General features: G+C 59.2%; 16 protein-coding genes and 1 tRNA gene. 6 read left to right on the top strand and 11 right to left on the bottom strand.

Annotated features, from left to right (window positions below; all coding sequences use genetic code 11):
* Positions 1-342 precede the first annotated feature (342 nt).
* From EJA72_RS09810 to EJA72_RS09785, 6 genes are all read left to right on the top strand, one after another.
* A complete protein-coding gene (locus EJA72_RS09810; protein ID WP_045062018.1) occupies positions 343-1116 on the top strand; it encodes an ABC transporter ATP-binding protein in 774 nt (257 codons plus the stop codon).
* A 13-nt stretch (positions 1117-1129) separates the two neighbouring features.
* On the top strand, positions 1130-1876 hold the full coding sequence (locus tag EJA72_RS09805) for an ABC transporter substrate-binding protein (protein ID WP_157711267.1): 747 nt from the start codon (positions 1130-1132) through the stop codon (positions 1874-1876).
* A 78-nt stretch (positions 1877-1954) separates the two neighbouring features.
* On the top strand, positions 1955-2650 hold the full coding sequence (locus EJA72_RS09800) for an ABC transporter permease (RefSeq protein ID WP_157711266.1): 696 nt from the start codon (positions 1955-1957) through the stop codon (positions 2648-2650).
* Positions 2647-3336 (top strand): ABC transporter permease, encoded by a 690-nt coding sequence (locus EJA72_RS09795; RefSeq protein WP_157711265.1) that lies wholly within the window; start codon positions 2647-2649, stop codon positions 3334-3336. The genes EJA72_RS09800 and EJA72_RS09795 overlap by 4 nt, the downstream gene beginning before the upstream one ends.
* The gene (locus tag EJA72_RS09790) at positions 3317-4546 is read left to right on the top strand and encodes a methyltransferase (protein WP_157711264.1); all 1230 of its coding nucleotides are present in this window, start codon (positions 3317-3319) and stop codon (positions 4544-4546) included. Before EJA72_RS09795 ends, EJA72_RS09790 begins: the two co-directional genes overlap by 20 nt.
* Before the next feature lie 440 nt (positions 4547-4986).
* A tRNA-Thr gene (locus EJA72_RS09785) sits at positions 4987-5062 on the top strand.
* A gap of 64 nt (positions 5063-5126) precedes the next feature.
* Here the strand turns inward: EJA72_RS09785 and EJA72_RS09780 are convergent.
* The 11 genes from EJA72_RS09780 to aguB form a co-directional block, all read right to left on the bottom strand.
* Positions 5127-5837 carry an SDR family NAD(P)-dependent oxidoreductase gene (locus EJA72_RS09780; RefSeq protein ID WP_157711263.1) on the bottom strand — a complete coding sequence of 237 codons (711 nt, stop codon included), beginning with the start codon at positions 5835-5837 and terminating at the stop codon, positions 5127-5129.
* A 42-nt stretch (positions 5838-5879) separates the two neighbouring features.
* Positions 5880-6536: a DsbA family oxidoreductase gene (locus EJA72_RS09775; RefSeq protein WP_178129230.1), complete on the bottom strand. Its 657-nt coding sequence runs from the start codon at positions 6534-6536 to the stop codon at positions 5880-5882.
* Positions 6533-6754, bottom strand: coding sequence for a 4-oxalocrotonate tautomerase family protein (locus EJA72_RS09770; protein WP_157711262.1), 222 nt, complete (start codon positions 6752-6754; stop codon positions 6533-6535). The genes EJA72_RS09775 and EJA72_RS09770 overlap by 4 nt, the downstream gene beginning before the upstream one ends.
* Positions 6755-7098: 344 nt before the next feature.
* Positions 7099-7872 carry a DeoR/GlpR family DNA-binding transcription regulator gene (locus EJA72_RS09765; protein WP_157711261.1) on the bottom strand — a complete coding sequence of 258 codons (774 nt, stop codon included), beginning with the start codon at positions 7870-7872 and terminating at the stop codon, positions 7099-7101.
* A 55-nt stretch (positions 7873-7927) separates the two neighbouring features.
* Positions 7928-8929 (bottom strand): 4-hydroxythreonine-4-phosphate dehydrogenase PdxA, encoded by a 1002-nt coding sequence (pdxA, locus tag EJA72_RS09760; protein ID WP_157711303.1) that lies wholly within the window; start codon positions 8927-8929, stop codon positions 7928-7930.
* A 5-nt stretch (positions 8930-8934) separates the two neighbouring features.
* On the bottom strand, positions 8935-10215 hold the full coding sequence (locus EJA72_RS09755) for a four-carbon acid sugar kinase family protein (RefSeq protein ID WP_157711260.1): 1281 nt from the start codon (positions 10213-10215) through the stop codon (positions 8935-8937).
* Positions 10212-11225, bottom strand: a complete 1014-nt coding sequence (locus EJA72_RS09750) for a 2-keto-3-deoxygluconate permease (RefSeq protein ID WP_178129228.1) — start codon at positions 11223-11225, stop codon at positions 10212-10214. The genes EJA72_RS09755 and EJA72_RS09750 overlap by 4 nt, the downstream gene beginning before the upstream one ends.
* A 389-nt stretch (positions 11226-11614) precedes the next feature.
* A complete protein-coding gene (locus tag EJA72_RS09745; RefSeq protein ID WP_157711259.1) occupies positions 11615-12898 on the bottom strand; it encodes an OprD family porin in 1284 nt (427 codons plus the stop codon).
* Positions 12899-13252: 354 nt separating this feature from the next.
* Entirely contained in the window at positions 13253-13465 is a 213-nt protein-coding gene (locus EJA72_RS09740; RefSeq protein WP_157711258.1) for a hypothetical protein, read from the bottom strand.
* Between the two features lie 245 nt (positions 13466-13710).
* Complete coding sequence (gene aguA / locus EJA72_RS09735; protein WP_157711257.1) at positions 13711-14817, bottom strand: agmatine deiminase; 1107 nt, start codon at positions 14815-14817, stop codon at positions 13711-13713.
* A 3-nt stretch (positions 14818-14820) separates the two neighbouring features.
* Positions 14821-15699 carry an N-carbamoylputrescine amidase gene (gene aguB / locus EJA72_RS09730; protein ID WP_157711256.1) on the bottom strand — a complete coding sequence of 293 codons (879 nt, stop codon included), beginning with the start codon at positions 15697-15699 and terminating at the stop codon, positions 14821-14823.
* Between the last annotated feature and the right edge of the window lie 252 nt (positions 15700-15951).

Genomic DNA, 15951 nt, shown 5'->3' with positions numbered 1-15951 from the left:
CTCAAGTAACGTATCCGCGCACCAGAAACACACCTGAAAAAGCACTCGACGCACAATAAAGGGGCGGATCAGGGACGTTTGTCCGGATAGCGCTTCCAACCCCCGGCCAAAGCTGGCAACATCGCGCCCTTTTTTACGCCGCAGCCCGGCAGGCGCTGGTTAAAACCTCTGTTCGGTTGTTGATGGGGCGACAGTCTGCTGTACCGATGCGACAACCTGCCGCAAGCCACCCGATTACCGCCCGTAGCGCTGTTGGCTGCCATTCAGACGCTATGCTAGGTTGGCCGCCTCGCCAGGAAGGCCCGCCAACAGCAGGAGCGCAATACACTATGAGGAACGCACATGGCTGAGGCCACGCCCGCGCTTGAAATCCGCAACTTGCACAAACGCTACGGTTCGCTGGAGGTGCTCAAAGGCATCTCGCTGACCGCCCGCGACGGCGATGTGATCTCGATCCTGGGCTCCTCCGGTTCCGGCAAGTCCACGTTCCTTCGTTGCATCAACCTGCTGGAAAACCCGCACCAGGGCCAAATCCTGGTGGCCGGCGAAGAACTCAAGCTCAAAGCCGCCAAGAACGGCGAACTGGTGGCCGCCGACGGCAAACAGATCAACCGCCTGCGCAGCGAGATTGGTTTTGTGTTTCAAAACTTTAATCTCTGGCCTCACATGAGTGTGCTCGACAACATCATCGAGGCCCCGCGCCGCGTGCTCGGCCAAAGCAAGGCAGAAGCCATCGAAGTCGCCGAAGCCTTGCTGGCCAAGGTCGGCATCGCTGACAAGCGCCACGCGTACCCGGCCGAACTCTCCGGCGGCCAGCAACAGCGCGCAGCGATTGCCCGCACACTGGCGATGCAACCCAAGGTGATCCTGTTCGACGAGCCCACCTCCGCCCTTGACCCGGAAATGGTCCAGGAAGTACTTAATGTCATCCGCGCACTGGCCGAAGAAGGCCGCACCATGCTGCTGGTCACCCACGAAATGGGCTTCGCCCGTCAGGTCTCCAGCGAAGTGGTGTTCCTCCACCAGGGCCTGGTAGAAGAGCAAGGATCGCCACAGCAGGTGTTCGAAAACCCGCTTTCGGCGCGCTGCAAACAATTCATGTCCAGCAACCGCTAACGGAGCTACCCGCATGCAGAACTACAAAAAGGTCTTCCTGGCCGCCGCCGTCACCCTGGCCTTCAGCGCCGGTGCCATGGCCGAAACTTTGAAGATGGGCATCGAAGCGGCCTACCCGCCGTTCAACAATAAAGATGCCAGTGGCAATGTCGTCGGCTTCGACAAGGAAATCGGCGACGCCCTGTGCGCCAAGATGAAAGTCGAGTGCAGCGTGGTCACCTCCGACTGGGACGGCATCATCCCGGCCCTGAACGCCAAGAAATTCGACTTCCTGATCTCCTCGATGTCGATCACCGACGAGCGCAAGCAAGCGGTGGACTTCACCGACCCGTACTACTCGAACAAGCTGCAGTTTATCGCCAAGAAAGATGTTGATTTCAAAACCGACAAGGCTTCCCTGCAAGGCAAAGTGATCGGCGCACAACGTGCAACGCTCGCTGGCACCTGGATGGAAGACAACATGGAAGGCGTCGAAGTCAAACTCTACGACACCCAGGAAAACGCATACCTGGACCTGACTTCCGGTCGTCTGGACGGCATCCTGGCGGACAAATACGTCAACTATGAATGGCTGAAAAGCGACGCCGGTCGCTCTTACGAGTTCAAGGGTGACCCGGTGGAAGAAAGCGACAAGATCGGTATTGCTGTGCGTAAAAACGACCCGATCCGCGAGAAGCTGAACCTCGCGCTCAAAGAAATCGTCGCTGACGGCACCTACAAGAAGATCAACGACAAGTACTTCCCGTTCAGCATCTATTGATTCTGACCTGCCGGACGGGCGCCTGGGTTGTACGGCGCCCGTCCTCGGCATTGCCTGCCGCGCTTTGAAAAGAAATCCATGACTATCGATCTCTACGGATTCGGCCCCGCGCTTGCCGCGGGTGCGCTGATGACTGTGAAACTGGCGCTCTCGGCCCTGTGCCTCGGGCTGGTGCTCGGTCTTCTCGGCGCTTTGGCCAAGACTTCCCCGTACAAGCCGCTGCAATGGCTTGGCGGCACTTATTCGACGCTGGTTCGCGGCATCCCGGAATTGCTCTGGGTGCTGCTGATCTATTTCGGCACGGTCAACCTGATGCGTGCCCTGGGTGAGTTTTTTGGCAAACCCGATCTCGAACTCAATGCCTTCGCCGCCGGCGTGATTGCGCTGGGCCTGTGCTTCGGCGCCTACGCCACGGAAGTGTTTCGCGGTGCCATTCTGGCGATTCCCAAGGGCCACCGTGAAGCCGGCGTGGCACTGGGCCTGTCGAAATTTCGCATCTTCACCAAACTGATCATGCCGCAGATGTGGCGCATCGCCCTGCCCGGCCTGGGCAACCTGTTCATGATCTTGATGAAAGACACCGCGCTGGTGTCCGTCATCGGCCTGGAAGAAATCATGCGTCACGCACAAATCGGCGTGACCGTGTCCAAGCAACCGTTCACCTTCTATATGGTGGCGGCGTTCATGTACCTGGGCCTGACGATTCTCGCCATGACCGGCATGCACTTCATGGAAAAACGCGCGGGTCGCGGCTTCGCGAGGACAACTCAATGAACTGGGAAGTCATTATCAAGTGGCTGCCGAAACTGGCTCAGGGCGCGACGCTGACACTGGAGCTGGTTGCCATCGCCGTCATTGCCGGACTGCTGCTGGCGATCCCGCTGGGCATCGCGCGCTCGTCGCGACTCTGGTATGTACGGGCCATTCCCTACGGCTACATCTTCTTTTTCCGTGGCACACCGCTGCTGGTTCAACTGTTCCTGGTCTACTACGGCCTGGCGCAGTTCGATGTGATCCGTAACAGCTCGATGTGGCCGTACTTGCGCGATCCTTTCTGGTGCGCCACGGCGACCATGACCCTGCACACGGCGGCGTACATCGCCGAGATCCTGCGCGGCTCGATCCAGGCGATTCCAAAGGGCGAAATCGAAGCGGCACGCGCGCTGGGCATGTCCCGCGCCAAGGCGATGTTCTACATCATCCTGCCCCGCGCCGCGCGCATCGGCCTGCCGGCCTATAGCAACGAAGTGATTCTGATGCTCAAGGCCAGCGCACTGGCCAGCACCGTGACCTTGCTGGAACTGACCGGCATGGCCCGCACCATCATTGCCCGGACGTATCTGCCAGTGGAGATTTTCTTCGCGGCGGGCATGTTCTATCTGTTGATGGCTTACGTGCTGGTCCGCGGCTTCAAGCTGCTGGAGCGCTGGTTGCGCGTCGATGCCTGCCAAGGGCGCTGATTCCCACGTGCTGACGGGCGAGCTCTTACTCGCCCGTTTCGAAGCGCTGGATGCTTTTCTGACAGAACATCAGGCGCTGTGGAAACCTCGACCGTTTACCCATCGTCAGCTTCCGTGGGAAGCGTCCCACCCCGAGCTGGCTTTGTGGCTACGCGGACGTTCGCTGGACGAGGCGGAAAGTGCTCACAATCAACCTTCGCTGTTGGATGCGCCCGAGCCGTTTGCTTCGCTGGCGGCGCTGTCCCTTGAGCTGGGTTTGGTGGGTGAGTTGCCGCTGCATGCGCTTGAAGCGGCCGGGCATCGGCTGAATGTCGATGTGCCGGGGCGCAAGTGGCAGCAGATCGAAGCGTTTGCCGGTCGGTTATCGTTTGCTACAACACCGATGCACTGGCTGGATTGGTGCTCGGGAAAAGGTCACTTGGGTCGACGCCTGCTGCAAACCGGGCAGCAACTGACTTGTCTGGAATACGATCCCGCACTGGTTGCCAGCGGCCAGGCACTCAGCCAACGTCATCACCTGCATGCGCTGCATGTCGAACAGGATGTGCTGGCTCCGGGCGCCGCCACGTTGTTGAACGCTGAGCACACCCCGGTCGCACTGCACGCCTGTGGTGACCTGCATGTGCGGCTGATCCAGCTCGCCAGTTCGGCAGGCTGTAAGCAACTGGCCATTGCGCCCTGCTGCTATAACCGGATCAGCCTTGGCGAATATCAACCGATGTCCTCCTCGGCGAAGCGCTCCCACCTGCAACTGTCCCTCGACGACCTTTCGCTACCCATGAGCGAAACCGTCACCGCCGGTGCTCGCGTCCGACGCCAACGCGACACGTCCATGGCCCGACGCCTGGCGTTCGACCTGCTGCAGCGGCAACTGCGCGGAGCCGACGAATACCTGCCCACCCCCTCCCTGCCCAGCGCATGGCTGGATAAATCGTTTGCTGATTACTGCCACCATTTGGCCGCACTGAAAGAGTTATCCACAATCGGCCCGCAGAATTGGTCAGCGCTCGAATCAGCCGGCTGGCAACGTTTGGCCGAAGTGCGCAATCTGGAGCTGCTGCGCGGTCTATTCCGACGCCCACTGGAGCTTTGGCTGGTACTGGATCGGGCACTTTTCCTCGTCGAGCAGGGCTACGACGTCCGCCTCGGAACCTTCTGCCAAGCCGCCGTCACACCGCGCAATTTCTTGCTCCTTGCCGAGCGCTCTTGATCAGCATCAGCCTGTGGATAACTCTGTTGATGGAATTATCGTGGATCCAATATCCGCGCCTGTTTCGGGCCTGAAACACTGCTGTTCAATTTTCGTACACATGCAGAAAAAACCAGAAAAACAGGCATTTGCGAGCAAATGAGAACGGATCCACAAATACGGTGGTAATGGCGTGCGTCGATCAGGCCGTTGTGCATAAGCATTCAATCAAAAGGACATAACTGCCTAAATCGGGGAGATATGAGTGGTAAATCTGTATTGGATTTGGCGCGCCGCAGCGATGACGTCCGCCCCCAAAGTCAACGTTTAGCGGGTCGAGTTCCATAACGCACGATGATCGAAAGACCCGTCAAAAAACCCCGATTGAGGCTTAAGTAAAAATAGTCTGAATTCAGGGGTTTACAGAACCAATCCAGTCGCTATAATCGTCGCCCTAACACGCCGGTATAGCTCAGTTGGTAGAGCAACTGACTTGTAATCAGTAGGTCCCGGGTTCGACTCCTGGTGCCGGCACCATACAAAACAAAGCCCTCGTAGAAATACGAGGGCTTTGTTGTTTCCGGGGTTTGAGAAACCGAACTCAGTGACCCGCGCTCTGCCCACCATCCACATGCAGAATCTCGCCAGTGACAAAGTTGGCGCTATCCAGATACACCACCGCCTGCGCAATGTCGCTGATCTCGCCCATGCGCCCAACCGGGTGCAGGTTCCCCAATGCTTCATGCGTTTCCTCACCATGCATCGGCGTCTTGATGATGCCAGGGCTGACCGCATTCACCCGAATCCCGCGCTTGGCGTATTCGATGGCCAAGGATTTGGTCGCCGCGTTCAAACCACCTTTAGTCAGCGACGCCAGCACCGACGGCACGCCGTCGATGGCATGGTCCACCAGGCTGGTGGTGATGTTGACCACGTGGCCGCTGCCTTGTTTTTCCATCTCGGTGATGGCGAGTTGGGTGATGTAGAAGAAACCATTGAGGTTCACCGACAGCACATTCGCATAGTCTTCAGCGGTGTACGCGGTGAACGGTTTGGCGATGAAGATCCCGGCGTTGTTGACCAGGGTGTCGATGCGGCCAAAGCGGGCGATGGTTTCACGGATAACGTGTTGAGCGACTTCCGGGTTGCCGATGTCGCCAGCCACGGTAAGGATGTCCGGATCGGTTGACGGCTTGATCGAACGCGAAGTGGCGACCACCCGGTAATCCAGATCACGGAACGCTTTAACCATGCCTGCACCGAGACCTTGGGACGCGCCAGTAATAACGATGACTTTTTTCGAATTGCTCATGATGAACCTCTACTGATAAATGATGGTTTTAAAAGTACGTAATCAGGCTTCGGCAGGTGCCTTCGCCATTTGTCTCAACATCTGTTCGTAGTACTCGACCGACTGCGAACCGGACACCAGGTGACGACCGTTGAGGATCATGGCTGGTACTGAATTGATGCCGTGCTGGCGGTAAAACGCTTCAAGCTCACGGACCTCCTTGGCGAACGCTCCGGACGCCAACACCTCTTGAGCCGCTGCCGCATCCAGTCCGGCTTGTGCTGCCAGTCGAACCAGCGTCTGGCGATCACTCGGGTTCTGGCCCTCGCTGAAGTAGGCCCGCAACAGGATCTTCTTCAGCTCGACCTGCCGCCCTTCCTGCAATGCCCACAGCAACAGCCGATGCGCATCAAACGTGTTGTAGAAGTGAGTGCGCTTTTCCAGGTCGAAGGTGAAACCGATGGCCTCGCCGCGAGCGATCTGCATGGCCTTACCAGCGGCAACGTCTTCGGCGGTCCGTCCATACTTGCGCATCAAATGCTCGACCGCTTTTTCGCCGACTGCCGGCATGTCCGGGTTCAACTCGAAAGGCTTGTAGGTCAGCTCCACCGAGACCTCACCCGCCAGGTTCTCGATGGCCTGCTCCAGTGCCGTGGCACCCAACGCACACCACGGGCACACCACGTCAGAGATGAAATCGATGGAGACCGACGCCGTCACGACTTGCCCTCCTCTTCAGCCAGCTGCTTGCGGTACTGGGTGGTGGTGATACCGGCGTAACCCCAGTTATCGGTGTCGACTTCTTCGATCACGATGTGGGTCAGGTGCGGGTCCTTTTTGAGGACGCGTTGCAGGGTTTCAGTGATTTCGGCGATCACCTGAGCTTTCTGCTCGGAGGTAACACCATCGCGGGTGATGCGGACGCTGACGAAAGGCATGAGGAATCTCCAGTGACCTGCTCATCGGGATGATGGGTAGGCGTTGGAGCTCAATGTAGGGAGTTAGCTGGAGGGGATAAAGGTGGGGGCGGGAACATCATTAGTTACGTGGTGTAATTTATACTGCAGAAGTCACGTCTACTACGTGTCGCAATTTTTCACTTTTTGCGACACGTCTTGAGGACGTGTCGCTGCGGACGACATGTTGGCGACATGAGACCTACCGCGAGGGGGAGACGGGTAATTGAATGTGTGTCACCCGCAGGCACTGGCTTGGTTGTTAGATTTTTGGGGCCGCTACGCAGCCCAGCGCGAGCAAGCTCGCTCGCCACAGGGGTTCGCGGTTACTCCATTTCCACCGTTTCTACGGTGATTTGCTTCAGCGCATAAAACGGTGCAAGCGCCGCTTCATCAGCAGTGGCCCCGGTAATCAACCGCCACTCTCGCTCAATCGGCGTCCAGTGCTGCTGCCGGGCACGGCCAAGTTTGTCGGTGTCAGCGAGGACAACAATCTGTGCCGCCCGCTTGATGATGCATTCCTTGAGATACGCCTGCTGCGCACTGGCCTCGCACAAACCGAATTCGGCGACCACACCGTCGGCGCCGAGAAACGCTTTATCGACACTCAACCGGCTCAACGTCAGCTCCGCCAACGGCCCCAACGTGCTCATGCTCGAACCGCGCAAATCGCCGCCGATCAAGGTCAGGCGAATACCCGGCGCGTTGGCCAGGGTCATGACGGCCAACAGGTTATTGGTAACCACGTGCACATCCTGTCGCGAGCACAGGTGATGGGCCAGCGCGGCGCAGGTAGTGCCGCCGTCGAGCAGCACGGTATCGCCGTCCTGAACGTGAGCCGCCGCCGCTTGGGCGATGGCGTCTTTCTGTTCCCATTGGGACGTCTTGCGCTCTTCGAGTGACGCTTCCGGCTCATGCACGCCCACCACGGCAGTGGCGCCGCCATAGGTGCGCACCAAATGCCGCTGCTTGGCGAGCATGGTCAGGTCACGGCGCACCGTCGCTTCGGACACCCCGAGCGCCGCGCTCAATTGCTCGACGTTGGCATCGCCAATGCGTACGAGGTCGAGGATGGCGCGGTGGCGTTCGGAGGCTTTCATGGCGGGTCTCGTTGTGGGGACGGTGGTCGATCTTACACGACCGCGCCGGTGCGCCTCATCCCCGTCGAGTGGCAAGCTCCGCGCCCTGGCGCAGCGCTTCGAGCAGGCTGCGTTCATCGGCGATGCCTTTGCCGGCGATATCGAAAGCGGTGCCATGGTCGACCGACGTGCGGATCACGTCCAGCCCCACGGTGACGTTCACGCCAGCTTCCAGGCCGAGCACTTTGACCGGGCCGTGGCCCTGGTCGTGATACATCGCGACCACCAGATCGAAGTCGCCGCGTCCGGCGCGGAAGAACAGCGTGTCGGCCGGCAATGGGCCGGTTACGTCGAGGCCACGTTCCTGCAACAACTTCACCGCAGGAATGATTTTTTCTTCCTCTTCGCCATAGCCGAACAAGCCGTTTTCACCGGCATGCGGGTTGATCCCGCACACGCCGATCCGAGGGCGGGCGATGCCGGCCTTGATCAGTGTCGCGTTGCCGCGTTCGATGGTGCGCTGGACCAAGCCCGGCTCGATCTTGCGGATCGCGTCGATGATGCCGATGTGAGTCGTGACGTGAATCACCCGCAGCTGCGGCGCCACCAGCATCATGGACACTTCGTCGACGTTGGTCAGGTGCGCGAGCATTTCGGTGTGGCCGGGGTATTTATGGCCACCGGCGTGCAACGCTTCCTTGTTCAGCGGCGCGGTGCAGATCGCATCAATCTGGCCGGCCTCGGCGAGTTGCACGGCACGGGCGATGTATTGATAAGCAGCGTCGCCGGCAATGGGCGACAGCTCGCCGAACGGCAGGTCGTCGGGGATCAGGTCGAGGTCGATGCAGTCGATGACGCCGGCCTCGTATTGCGCCTCGGCGGCGTTCTTGATGCGGCGCACTTTGGCGCTGCCGCCGACGATGACATTGGCCTGCTCCAGACGGCGCGCATCGCCGATCACCAGCGGGCGACATTGTTGGTAGACGACGTCGTGAGTCAGGCTCTTGACGATGATTTCCGGGCCAACGCCCGTGGCGTCACCCATGGTGATGCCGATGACGGGAAGGTAGTTGTTCATAGTGTTCATTCGAGTCCTTGGATTCGTGTGCGTTGGGGCGGGGAGCGATCGGCGCTGTCGCTCAAGTGTTGCCATGCCGCATACAAGGCGTGATCGGTGCCGAACGCGCCGGCTTTGGTCACGATGCCGGGGCGATGCCCCTGCCGGGAAATGGTCGGGCGGGCGAAGGCGACGCCGGCTTCGATTTCGGTCAGCAGTTGCAGGCTATCGATGCCAACGGTGGTCAATATCGCGCGCGCGGTCTCGCCGCCCGTGGCGATCAAGCCGCCAACCTTGGTGAAATGGGGTTTTACTAGCGCGGCCAGCAGGGTCGAGAGTTGTGCGCCCTCTTGGGGATCGAACGCTTCATCGCGGCCGATGCGCAGCAGCAGGTCGCTCCAGCCATCCAGTTGCTCGCCGATGCGCGATTGCCAGAGCGCCCAATCGACATGCGTCGTGCCTTGGCGAAGGATCTCGGGCGGGACCACCAATTCGCTGACTCCGCCCCGCTCTTTAAGCAATGCGCACTGGCGTTCGCAGACGCCAGAAAGGCTGCCGACGAGTATCAGAATCGGCGCCTGGTTTTTTTCGACGGCATCGTGTTCGATGGCCGTGAATCCTACGTCGGAGACATCAGCAAGACTGGCGATTTCCCGCGCGAGGCCACCCGAACCGATCCAGAACAGCGGCTGATCCATCGACACCGTCAAGCGGGCGAGAGTCAGCAGGTCATGCTCGGTTTGCGCATCGACGATCAACGCCTGAGTGCCGCTGCGAGCGACTTCGACGATGTGCTGCGCGAGTGCTTTTTGGTCACCGCGCAGGGCGTCAAGATCGAGCTTGGCGGTACTTAAGCCGGCGGCGATGAGCATTGCCTCGACATCCGCCGGGCGGTCGGCGTTTTCAAGCTTCCAGGTATCGGCGGTTTCCAGCGGCTGGCCGTCCACCAACACCCGGCCACCGCATAGCGTGCGCCCGGTGGCGGGAAACGCCGGAGCCACGATCGCCAGGCCCGCCAACGGTTGCAGGGCGGCGACTTCCGCCGCCCAGTTACCACGCAGGGTCGAATCGATTTTTTTGTACAGTCGCTGCCCAGGTTGATGCAGTGCCTTGTACGCAGCGACGGTGCGCTCGGCGGCCTGTGTCGGTGTGAGGCGCCGGGTATCCGTATCGGCGGCGATCACTTGGGCGTCCGCTTTGTCACTCAAGGGTTCAAGCGTGACCACCGTCTGCAGCCCTGCGCTCGCAAAGCCGATGGCGCAATCGGCCGCACCGGACAGGTCATCGGCGATGATCAGAATCCTCATCGCAACGCCTCCTGCTTTTGCGGCGCGACCCCGGCGTCCGGTGTGATGACAGGGCTGCGCTGCTGCACGCGCTTGGCGACAGCGGCGGTCAGCAACGGCGCGAGGATCGCGGTGACCACGACACACGCAGCCACCAGGATAGTCGCGCTCTTGGCCGCTTCGGCATACACCGGATTGGCCGCTGCGATTAGCGCAGGGACCGCTGCGGCGTTCCCGGCAGTGGTCGCCGCAGCAACCCCGGCGACGCCCGTGCCGCCGGTCAGGCGATCAGCGAAGAACAGCGGGATGCCCGTCAGCACGACGACGGCAACGCCCATCCCGAGCCCCAGCAAACCGGCTTGCCAGACGTTATGCAAATCCAGGCTGGCACCCAGTGCAAGGGCGAAAAACGGGATCATCACTGGAACGGCTTTGGCCAGAAAATCGCGCATGTCACGGTCGAGATTGCCCAGCAACATACCCAGCGCCAACGGAAGGATGCTGCCCACCAGCGTTGGCCAAGGGAATGCCGACAGACCGGCGATGCCCAAGGTGACCATGGTCAGGAAAGGGCCGGACTCCAGCGACATGACCGAATACGCGCCGACATCTTCGGAGCGGCCGTATTGCCCCATCAGCGCCATGTACAGGCCACCGTTGGTGTCGTTCATCGCGGCGACCACCGCCAGGGTTGAAATGCCGGCGAAGAGACCGGAAGAAATCGGCTGCTCACCCAGGAAGTGCCCGAGCACAATGCCGATCAGAACGGCGATCCCGACTTTTGTAGCGAGCAGCGTGCCGCCCTTCTTGAGCAGGTAAGGCGTGGATTTGATGTTGATGCTCGCGCCCATGCAGACGTAGAACACCGCAAGGATGGGCAAGGCACCGGTGAACAGCGCATTGGTGAAGGAGCCGAAAAATTTGGGTGTATCGGGCAGGAACGTTGCCACCAGCGAACCGATCAGCAGGGGCACGATCATCATGCCGCCCGGTACGCGTTCTATGGTGCGCTTGATAGGAATTTGGGCCACGAGGGTCTCCTTTTATAATTGTTTGGCAAGACGTGCTTCACCTCGAAACTGACTGAACTGATCAGGCAATGTTCATTTCGGTCAAATCGATCTTAGGATATCGCTGTCAATTGCGCAAACCAATCATTCAAATGATCGTTTCGATCATTTGTGGCCAAGAGTCTCGGGATGGCACACAACTCGATCCGCCCTTGTAGGAGCGAGCTCGCTCGCGATGGTCGTGAACGATAACGCATATATTCTGGCTAACCGCGGCGCTCTCTGGTCCATCGCGAGCAAGCTCGCTCCTACAGAGGGTCGCACTCGATCGGCGCCCACAAAAAAGCCCCGAACCAGTCGGGGCTTTTCTTTTTCAGCCTTGAATCAGGCCTCGATACCGCAACCCATCATCAGAAAATGTTGATCGGGTAATCCACGAATACACGCAGCTCGTTACCGCTGGCGTTGTACTCGCTCGACTTCTGCGAAACACGCAGGATCGAGCTGCGCAGTTTCACGCTCAGGTCTTTGGCCGGGCCGCTTTGGACGACGTACTTGAACTGGTTGAAGATTTCGCGCTCGGTACCGCCTTCGCTGGTGGACGTGGTGATGTTGTCACCGCGCACGTAAGCCACGTTGTAGCTCAGACCCGGAACGCCGAAGGCGCTGAAGTCCAGACCGTAGCCCAACTGCCAGCTGCGTTCGTCTTCAGCGTTGAAGTCGGACCAGTAGGAGTTCGCCAGGTAGATGGTGTTGCCGCCATCACCGATGCGACCTTGATCTTTCTGATAACCGCCATAGGCGTAGCCCAGGTTGCTGTCACCGGTGCTGCGCTGGTGCGCAAGGGTGAACGAGTGCGGGCCGGTGACGAAGGTTGCTGCCAGGCTCCAGATCTTGTTGTCGTCGCCGGTGGCTTTGCTTTCGCGAACGTAAGCATCGTCCAGCTTGGTACGGTAACCGTTGAAGTCGAGGGTCAGGGACTGATCCTTGTCGATCGGGAACACGTAGTTGGCGTTGACGTATTGCTTCTTCAGCACGTCTTCAACGTCGGACGCGTACACCGCCGCCTTGAACTGTTCGGTGAACTGGTAGCTACCACCCAATACGTTGATCGATTTCAGACCACCGCTGTCACGACCTTCCGCGCTTTTGCGCGATTCGGCGGTGAAGCGACCGGCGTTCAGTTCCAGGCCTTTGATCTCTTTGGAAGTGATCAGGGTGCCGGTATAGCTTTCCGGCAGCAGGCGGGAGTTGTCGTAGCTCAGCACCGGCAGCGCCGGCATCTGGTCGCCGTAGGTCAGGACGGTGTTGGACAGGCGGAATTTTACCGCGCCGCCGGCCTTGGCCAGGTCGCCCGCCGGGTTGCCGCTGTCGCCTTCCTTGAAGAAGTCGATGCCTTGGCCACCGCTGTGGCTGCCACGGTCCAGACGCAAGGCATACAGGCCGAAGGCATCAACGCCCACACCCACGGTGCCTTGGGTGAAGCCCGACGAGTAGGTGCCGATGGCAGCCTGACCCCATTCGCGCTGATCTTCATTGCCGTCTTTTTTGTCGCGATTGATGTAGGCATTGCGCAGCAGCACTTTGAGGCTGCTGTCTTCAACAAAACCCTTGGATTCGGCCTGGTCGTTAGCCATGACCGACGTAGCACTCAACATCCCCAGAGCGATCAGGCTGATTCGCTTATTCAACATTTTGTTCTTTTCCTTATTACGGGTTGATACGCGCTGTGCCGAACGGCTGAATCGGCGCTGTCGCGCTCTTTTTTCACCCCGAAACAAAAAGGCCCGCCCACGAAAAATCGCGGCGGGCCTTCTTATTATTTTGAGTCATGGCGGTTAGCCACAGGCGTTGGCGCGAATCCTAGTCGCGCCCTTATCCATGTGTCAATTTCATGAATCGTCGGTAGATAGGCAAAAATCGTCTAAGAGGCTTGAGGGTGCGGAGCCTGCGGTGACCGCACGCTTTGTGTACGACCGATAAAACCCGCCCATAAAAAAAGCGCCGCCATCCCGGCAGCGCTTTTATCAATCCGTTGTTTATTCTTCTTATCCTTCCATCACATCCCACAACGCATCCAGTTCCGCCTCGCTGAACAAACCAGCGGGATAACGCTCGATCATCGTCCGGCGCGGATCACATTCTGTGGTCTGACGCGTTCCTTTGGACTTCAACCAGTGCGCCAGGATCTGGAGCGATTCGCTGTTTACTGCCAGGGGATGCAACGCCCGCTCGCTCACTACATTCACTTCGGCGTTCATTTCCGCGCTCTCTCCTGGTGTGTGAGCGGCTAACTTATCCAAGGTTTATGACAGAACATCGAAGTCCTCCCCCTCCCTGTTTCACTCGATGACAGATACAAGAGCTGTGCCAATATTTCTCAAGTGTCGACAAGTGGATACAAAGAAGCCCGCAGTCCTGTAGGGCTGCGGGCTTGCTGTCTGACGCCGGGGGTAAAGGACTGCTAAAGCGATTCTCTTCTCAACTCAAGCTGTTACGACCTCACTCACTGCTTGTGCGGGGCGGGTTGTTGTTGGGTAAGGCAGTGGATGTTACCGCCTCCCAGTAACAGTTCTCGTCCTGGCACCATCACCACTTCATGCAGCGGGAACAAAGCCTGCAAAATCTCTTTGGCAGGCGCGTCCAGCGGATCGTCGAAGCTCGGCGCGATAATGCCGCCATTAACGATCAGGAAATTCACGTAGGAACCGGCCAGACGAACGGTCGGATTTCTTTCCTGGGTCCCGTCTACCGGATCAACACCCGCGCACTCTTCTTCAGTCGCGTACAGCGGCCCCGGAATCGGCATCTTGTGCACCGTGAACGGGCGACCTTTGGCGTCCGTGCTGCTTTCCAGCACTTTCATGGCGGCCTGGCAACGCGGGTAGTTTGGATCCTGCGGATCATCAGTCCAGGCCAGCAATACCTCGCCCGGGCGCACGTAGCAGCAGAAGTTATCCACATGGCCGTCGGTTTCGTCGTTGAACAGCCCGTCCGGCAGCCAGATGATTTTATCCACAGCCAGATTTGCGCTGAGCACTGCTTCGATTTCTGCTCGATCAAGGTGCGGGTTGCGATTGCGGTTGAGCAGGCATTCTTCAGTGGTGATCAGCGTGCCTTCGCCATCCACGTGGATCGAACCGCCTTCGAGCACGAAGCCTGCGGTGCGATAGCGCTGGCTGCGCTCGATCTCGAGGATCTTGCCGCCGACCTGCGAATCACGATTCCACGGCGAATACAGGCCGCCGTCAAAGCCGCCCCACGAGTTGAAATCCCAGTTCACGCCACGGACTTCGCCACTGTTATTGATGACGAACGTCGGGCCGGTGTCGCGAACCCAGGCGTCATCGCTGGACATTTCCACGACGCGAATATTCGGTACATCGAGACGAGCGCGAGCGTTTTCGTACTGGCCGGCGGACACCGCCACGGTCACCGGTTCGAAACGGGCGATGGCTTTGGCCACTGCGACGTGCGCGGCTTGCGCAGGTTTGCCACCCAGGCGCCAGTTGTCCGGGCGCTCGGGCCAGATCATCCAGGTCTGGGTTTGTGGCGCCCACTCGGCGGGCATGTAGAAGCCGTCGGCGCGCGGGGTGCTGTTTAAAGTGGTCATGGGTCAGGACTCCAGGGAACCGTCGAGGGTTTTGATCGCATTGTATAGGGTGGGGCGACGATCACGGAAAGAGCCCCACGCGCTGCGAATATGCTCCAGTTCGTCGAGGTCGAAGCTCTGGACCAACACGCCTTCTTCGGTCTTGTCGAGTTCCTGAACCTTTTCGCCGAACTGGTTGGCGATGAATGAAGAGCCGTAGAACGTGATGTCGTAACCGTCCTGTTCTTCGTTGCCGATGCGGTTGCTGGCGATCAGCGGCATCAGGTTGGCGCCGGCATGGCCTTGTTGCACGCGCTGCCAGTGGTCACGGGACGAGATGGTCTTGTCGTGTGGCTCGCTGCCGATGGCGGTCGGGTAGAACAGAATTTCCGCGCCGAGCAGCGCCATGCTGCGGGCACACTCCGGGAACCACTGGTCCCAGCAGATGCCCACGCCGATTTTCGCGTAACGGGTGTTCCAGACCTTGAAGCCGGTATCGCCCGGATTGAAGTAATACTTTTCGTGGTAGCCAGGACCGTCCGGGATGTGGCTTTTCCGATAAATACCGAGGTTGCTGCCGTCGGCGTCGATAATCGCGATGCTGTTGAAACGCGCACGGCCCGCCAATTCGTAGAAGCTGATCGGCAGCACGACTTGCAGTTCTTTAGCGACTTTCTGGAAATGCTTGATGGCAACGTTATCTTCAACCGTCGTGGCCAGCTGCAGATAGTCCGGGTTCGGCTTCTGGCAGAAGTACGGGGCCTCGAACAGTTCCTGGATCAGGATGATCTGCGCGCCTTTGCCGGCCGCCTCACGGACCAGTTTCTCGGCGGTCTCGATGTTGGCTTCAAGGTCCCAGGAACAGGCCATCTGGGTGGCGGCAACGGTAACGATACGGCTCATGAATCATCTCCGGGCAATGCTGTGGGTCGAGTGTGGCATCGACCGATGACAGAAAGAGAAGCGCCAGACGTGATGAAATGCGTCGCGGCAATGGCGACTTTATAGCCGATAAAAATCGGGTTTAAAAGCGATTAATCTCCACTTCGCCGAAAATAACCCTGCTTAAACCGATAACAATCGAATTAAACCCCAATCCTGTGGGAGTGAGCCTGCTCGCGATAGCGTCAGATTCAGTCAGCGAAAATATTGACT

This window comes from Pseudomonas sp. PB120 (assembly GCF_009761815.1).
Classification (GTDB): domain Bacteria; phylum Pseudomonadota; class Gammaproteobacteria; order Pseudomonadales; family Pseudomonadaceae; genus Aquipseudomonas.
Note: the sequence above shows the minus strand (reverse complement) of the source record. Positions and strands in the feature narration are given on the sequence as shown.

Bases quoted from the DNA above. Each gene is read 5' to 3' on its own strand.
- EJA72_RS09755 (WP_157711260.1), bottom strand. From the start codon at position 10,215: ATGAGGATTCTGATCATCGCCGATGACCTGTCCGGTGCGGCCGATTGC.
- aguA (WP_157711257.1), bottom strand. From the start codon at position 14,817: ATGACCACTTTAAACAGCACCCCGCGCGCCGACGGCTTCTACATGCCC.
- EJA72_RS09765 (WP_157711261.1), bottom strand. From the start codon at position 7,872: ATGAAAGCCTCCGAACGCCACCGCGCCATCCTCGACCTCGTACGCATT.
- EJA72_RS09800 (WP_157711266.1), top strand. From the start codon at position 1,955: ATGACTATCGATCTCTACGGATTCGGCCCCGCGCTTGCCGCGGGTGCG.
- EJA72_RS09810 (WP_045062018.1), top strand. From the start codon at position 343: ATGGCTGAGGCCACGCCCGCGCTTGAAATCCGCAACTTGCACAAACGC.
- EJA72_RS09790 (WP_157711264.1), top strand. From the start codon at position 3,317: ATGCCTGCCAAGGGCGCTGATTCCCACGTGCTGACGGGCGAGCTCTTA.
- EJA72_RS09740 (WP_157711258.1), bottom strand. From the start codon at position 13,465: ATGAACGCCGAAGTGAATGTAGTGAGCGAGCGGGCGTTGCATCCCCTG.
- EJA72_RS09780 (WP_157711263.1), bottom strand. From the start codon at position 5,837: ATGAGCAATTCGAAAAAAGTCATCGTTATTACTGGCGCGTCCCAAGGT.
- aguB (WP_157711256.1), bottom strand. From the start codon at position 15,699: ATGAGCCGTATCGTTACCGTTGCCGCCACCCAGATGGCCTGTTCCTGG.
- EJA72_RS09805 (WP_157711267.1), top strand. From the start codon at position 1,130: ATGCAGAACTACAAAAAGGTCTTCCTGGCCGCCGCCGTCACCCTGGCC.
- EJA72_RS09795 (WP_157711265.1), top strand. From the start codon at position 2,647: ATGAACTGGGAAGTCATTATCAAGTGGCTGCCGAAACTGGCTCAGGGC.
- pdxA (WP_157711303.1), bottom strand. From the start codon at position 8,929: ATGAACAACTACCTTCCCGTCATCGGCATCACCATGGGTGACGCCACG.
- EJA72_RS09770 (WP_157711262.1), bottom strand. From the start codon at position 6,754: ATGCCTTTCGTCAGCGTCCGCATCACCCGCGATGGTGTTACCTCCGAG.
- EJA72_RS09745 (WP_157711259.1), bottom strand. From the start codon at position 12,898: ATGTTGAATAAGCGAATCAGCCTGATCGCTCTGGGGATGTTGAGTGCT.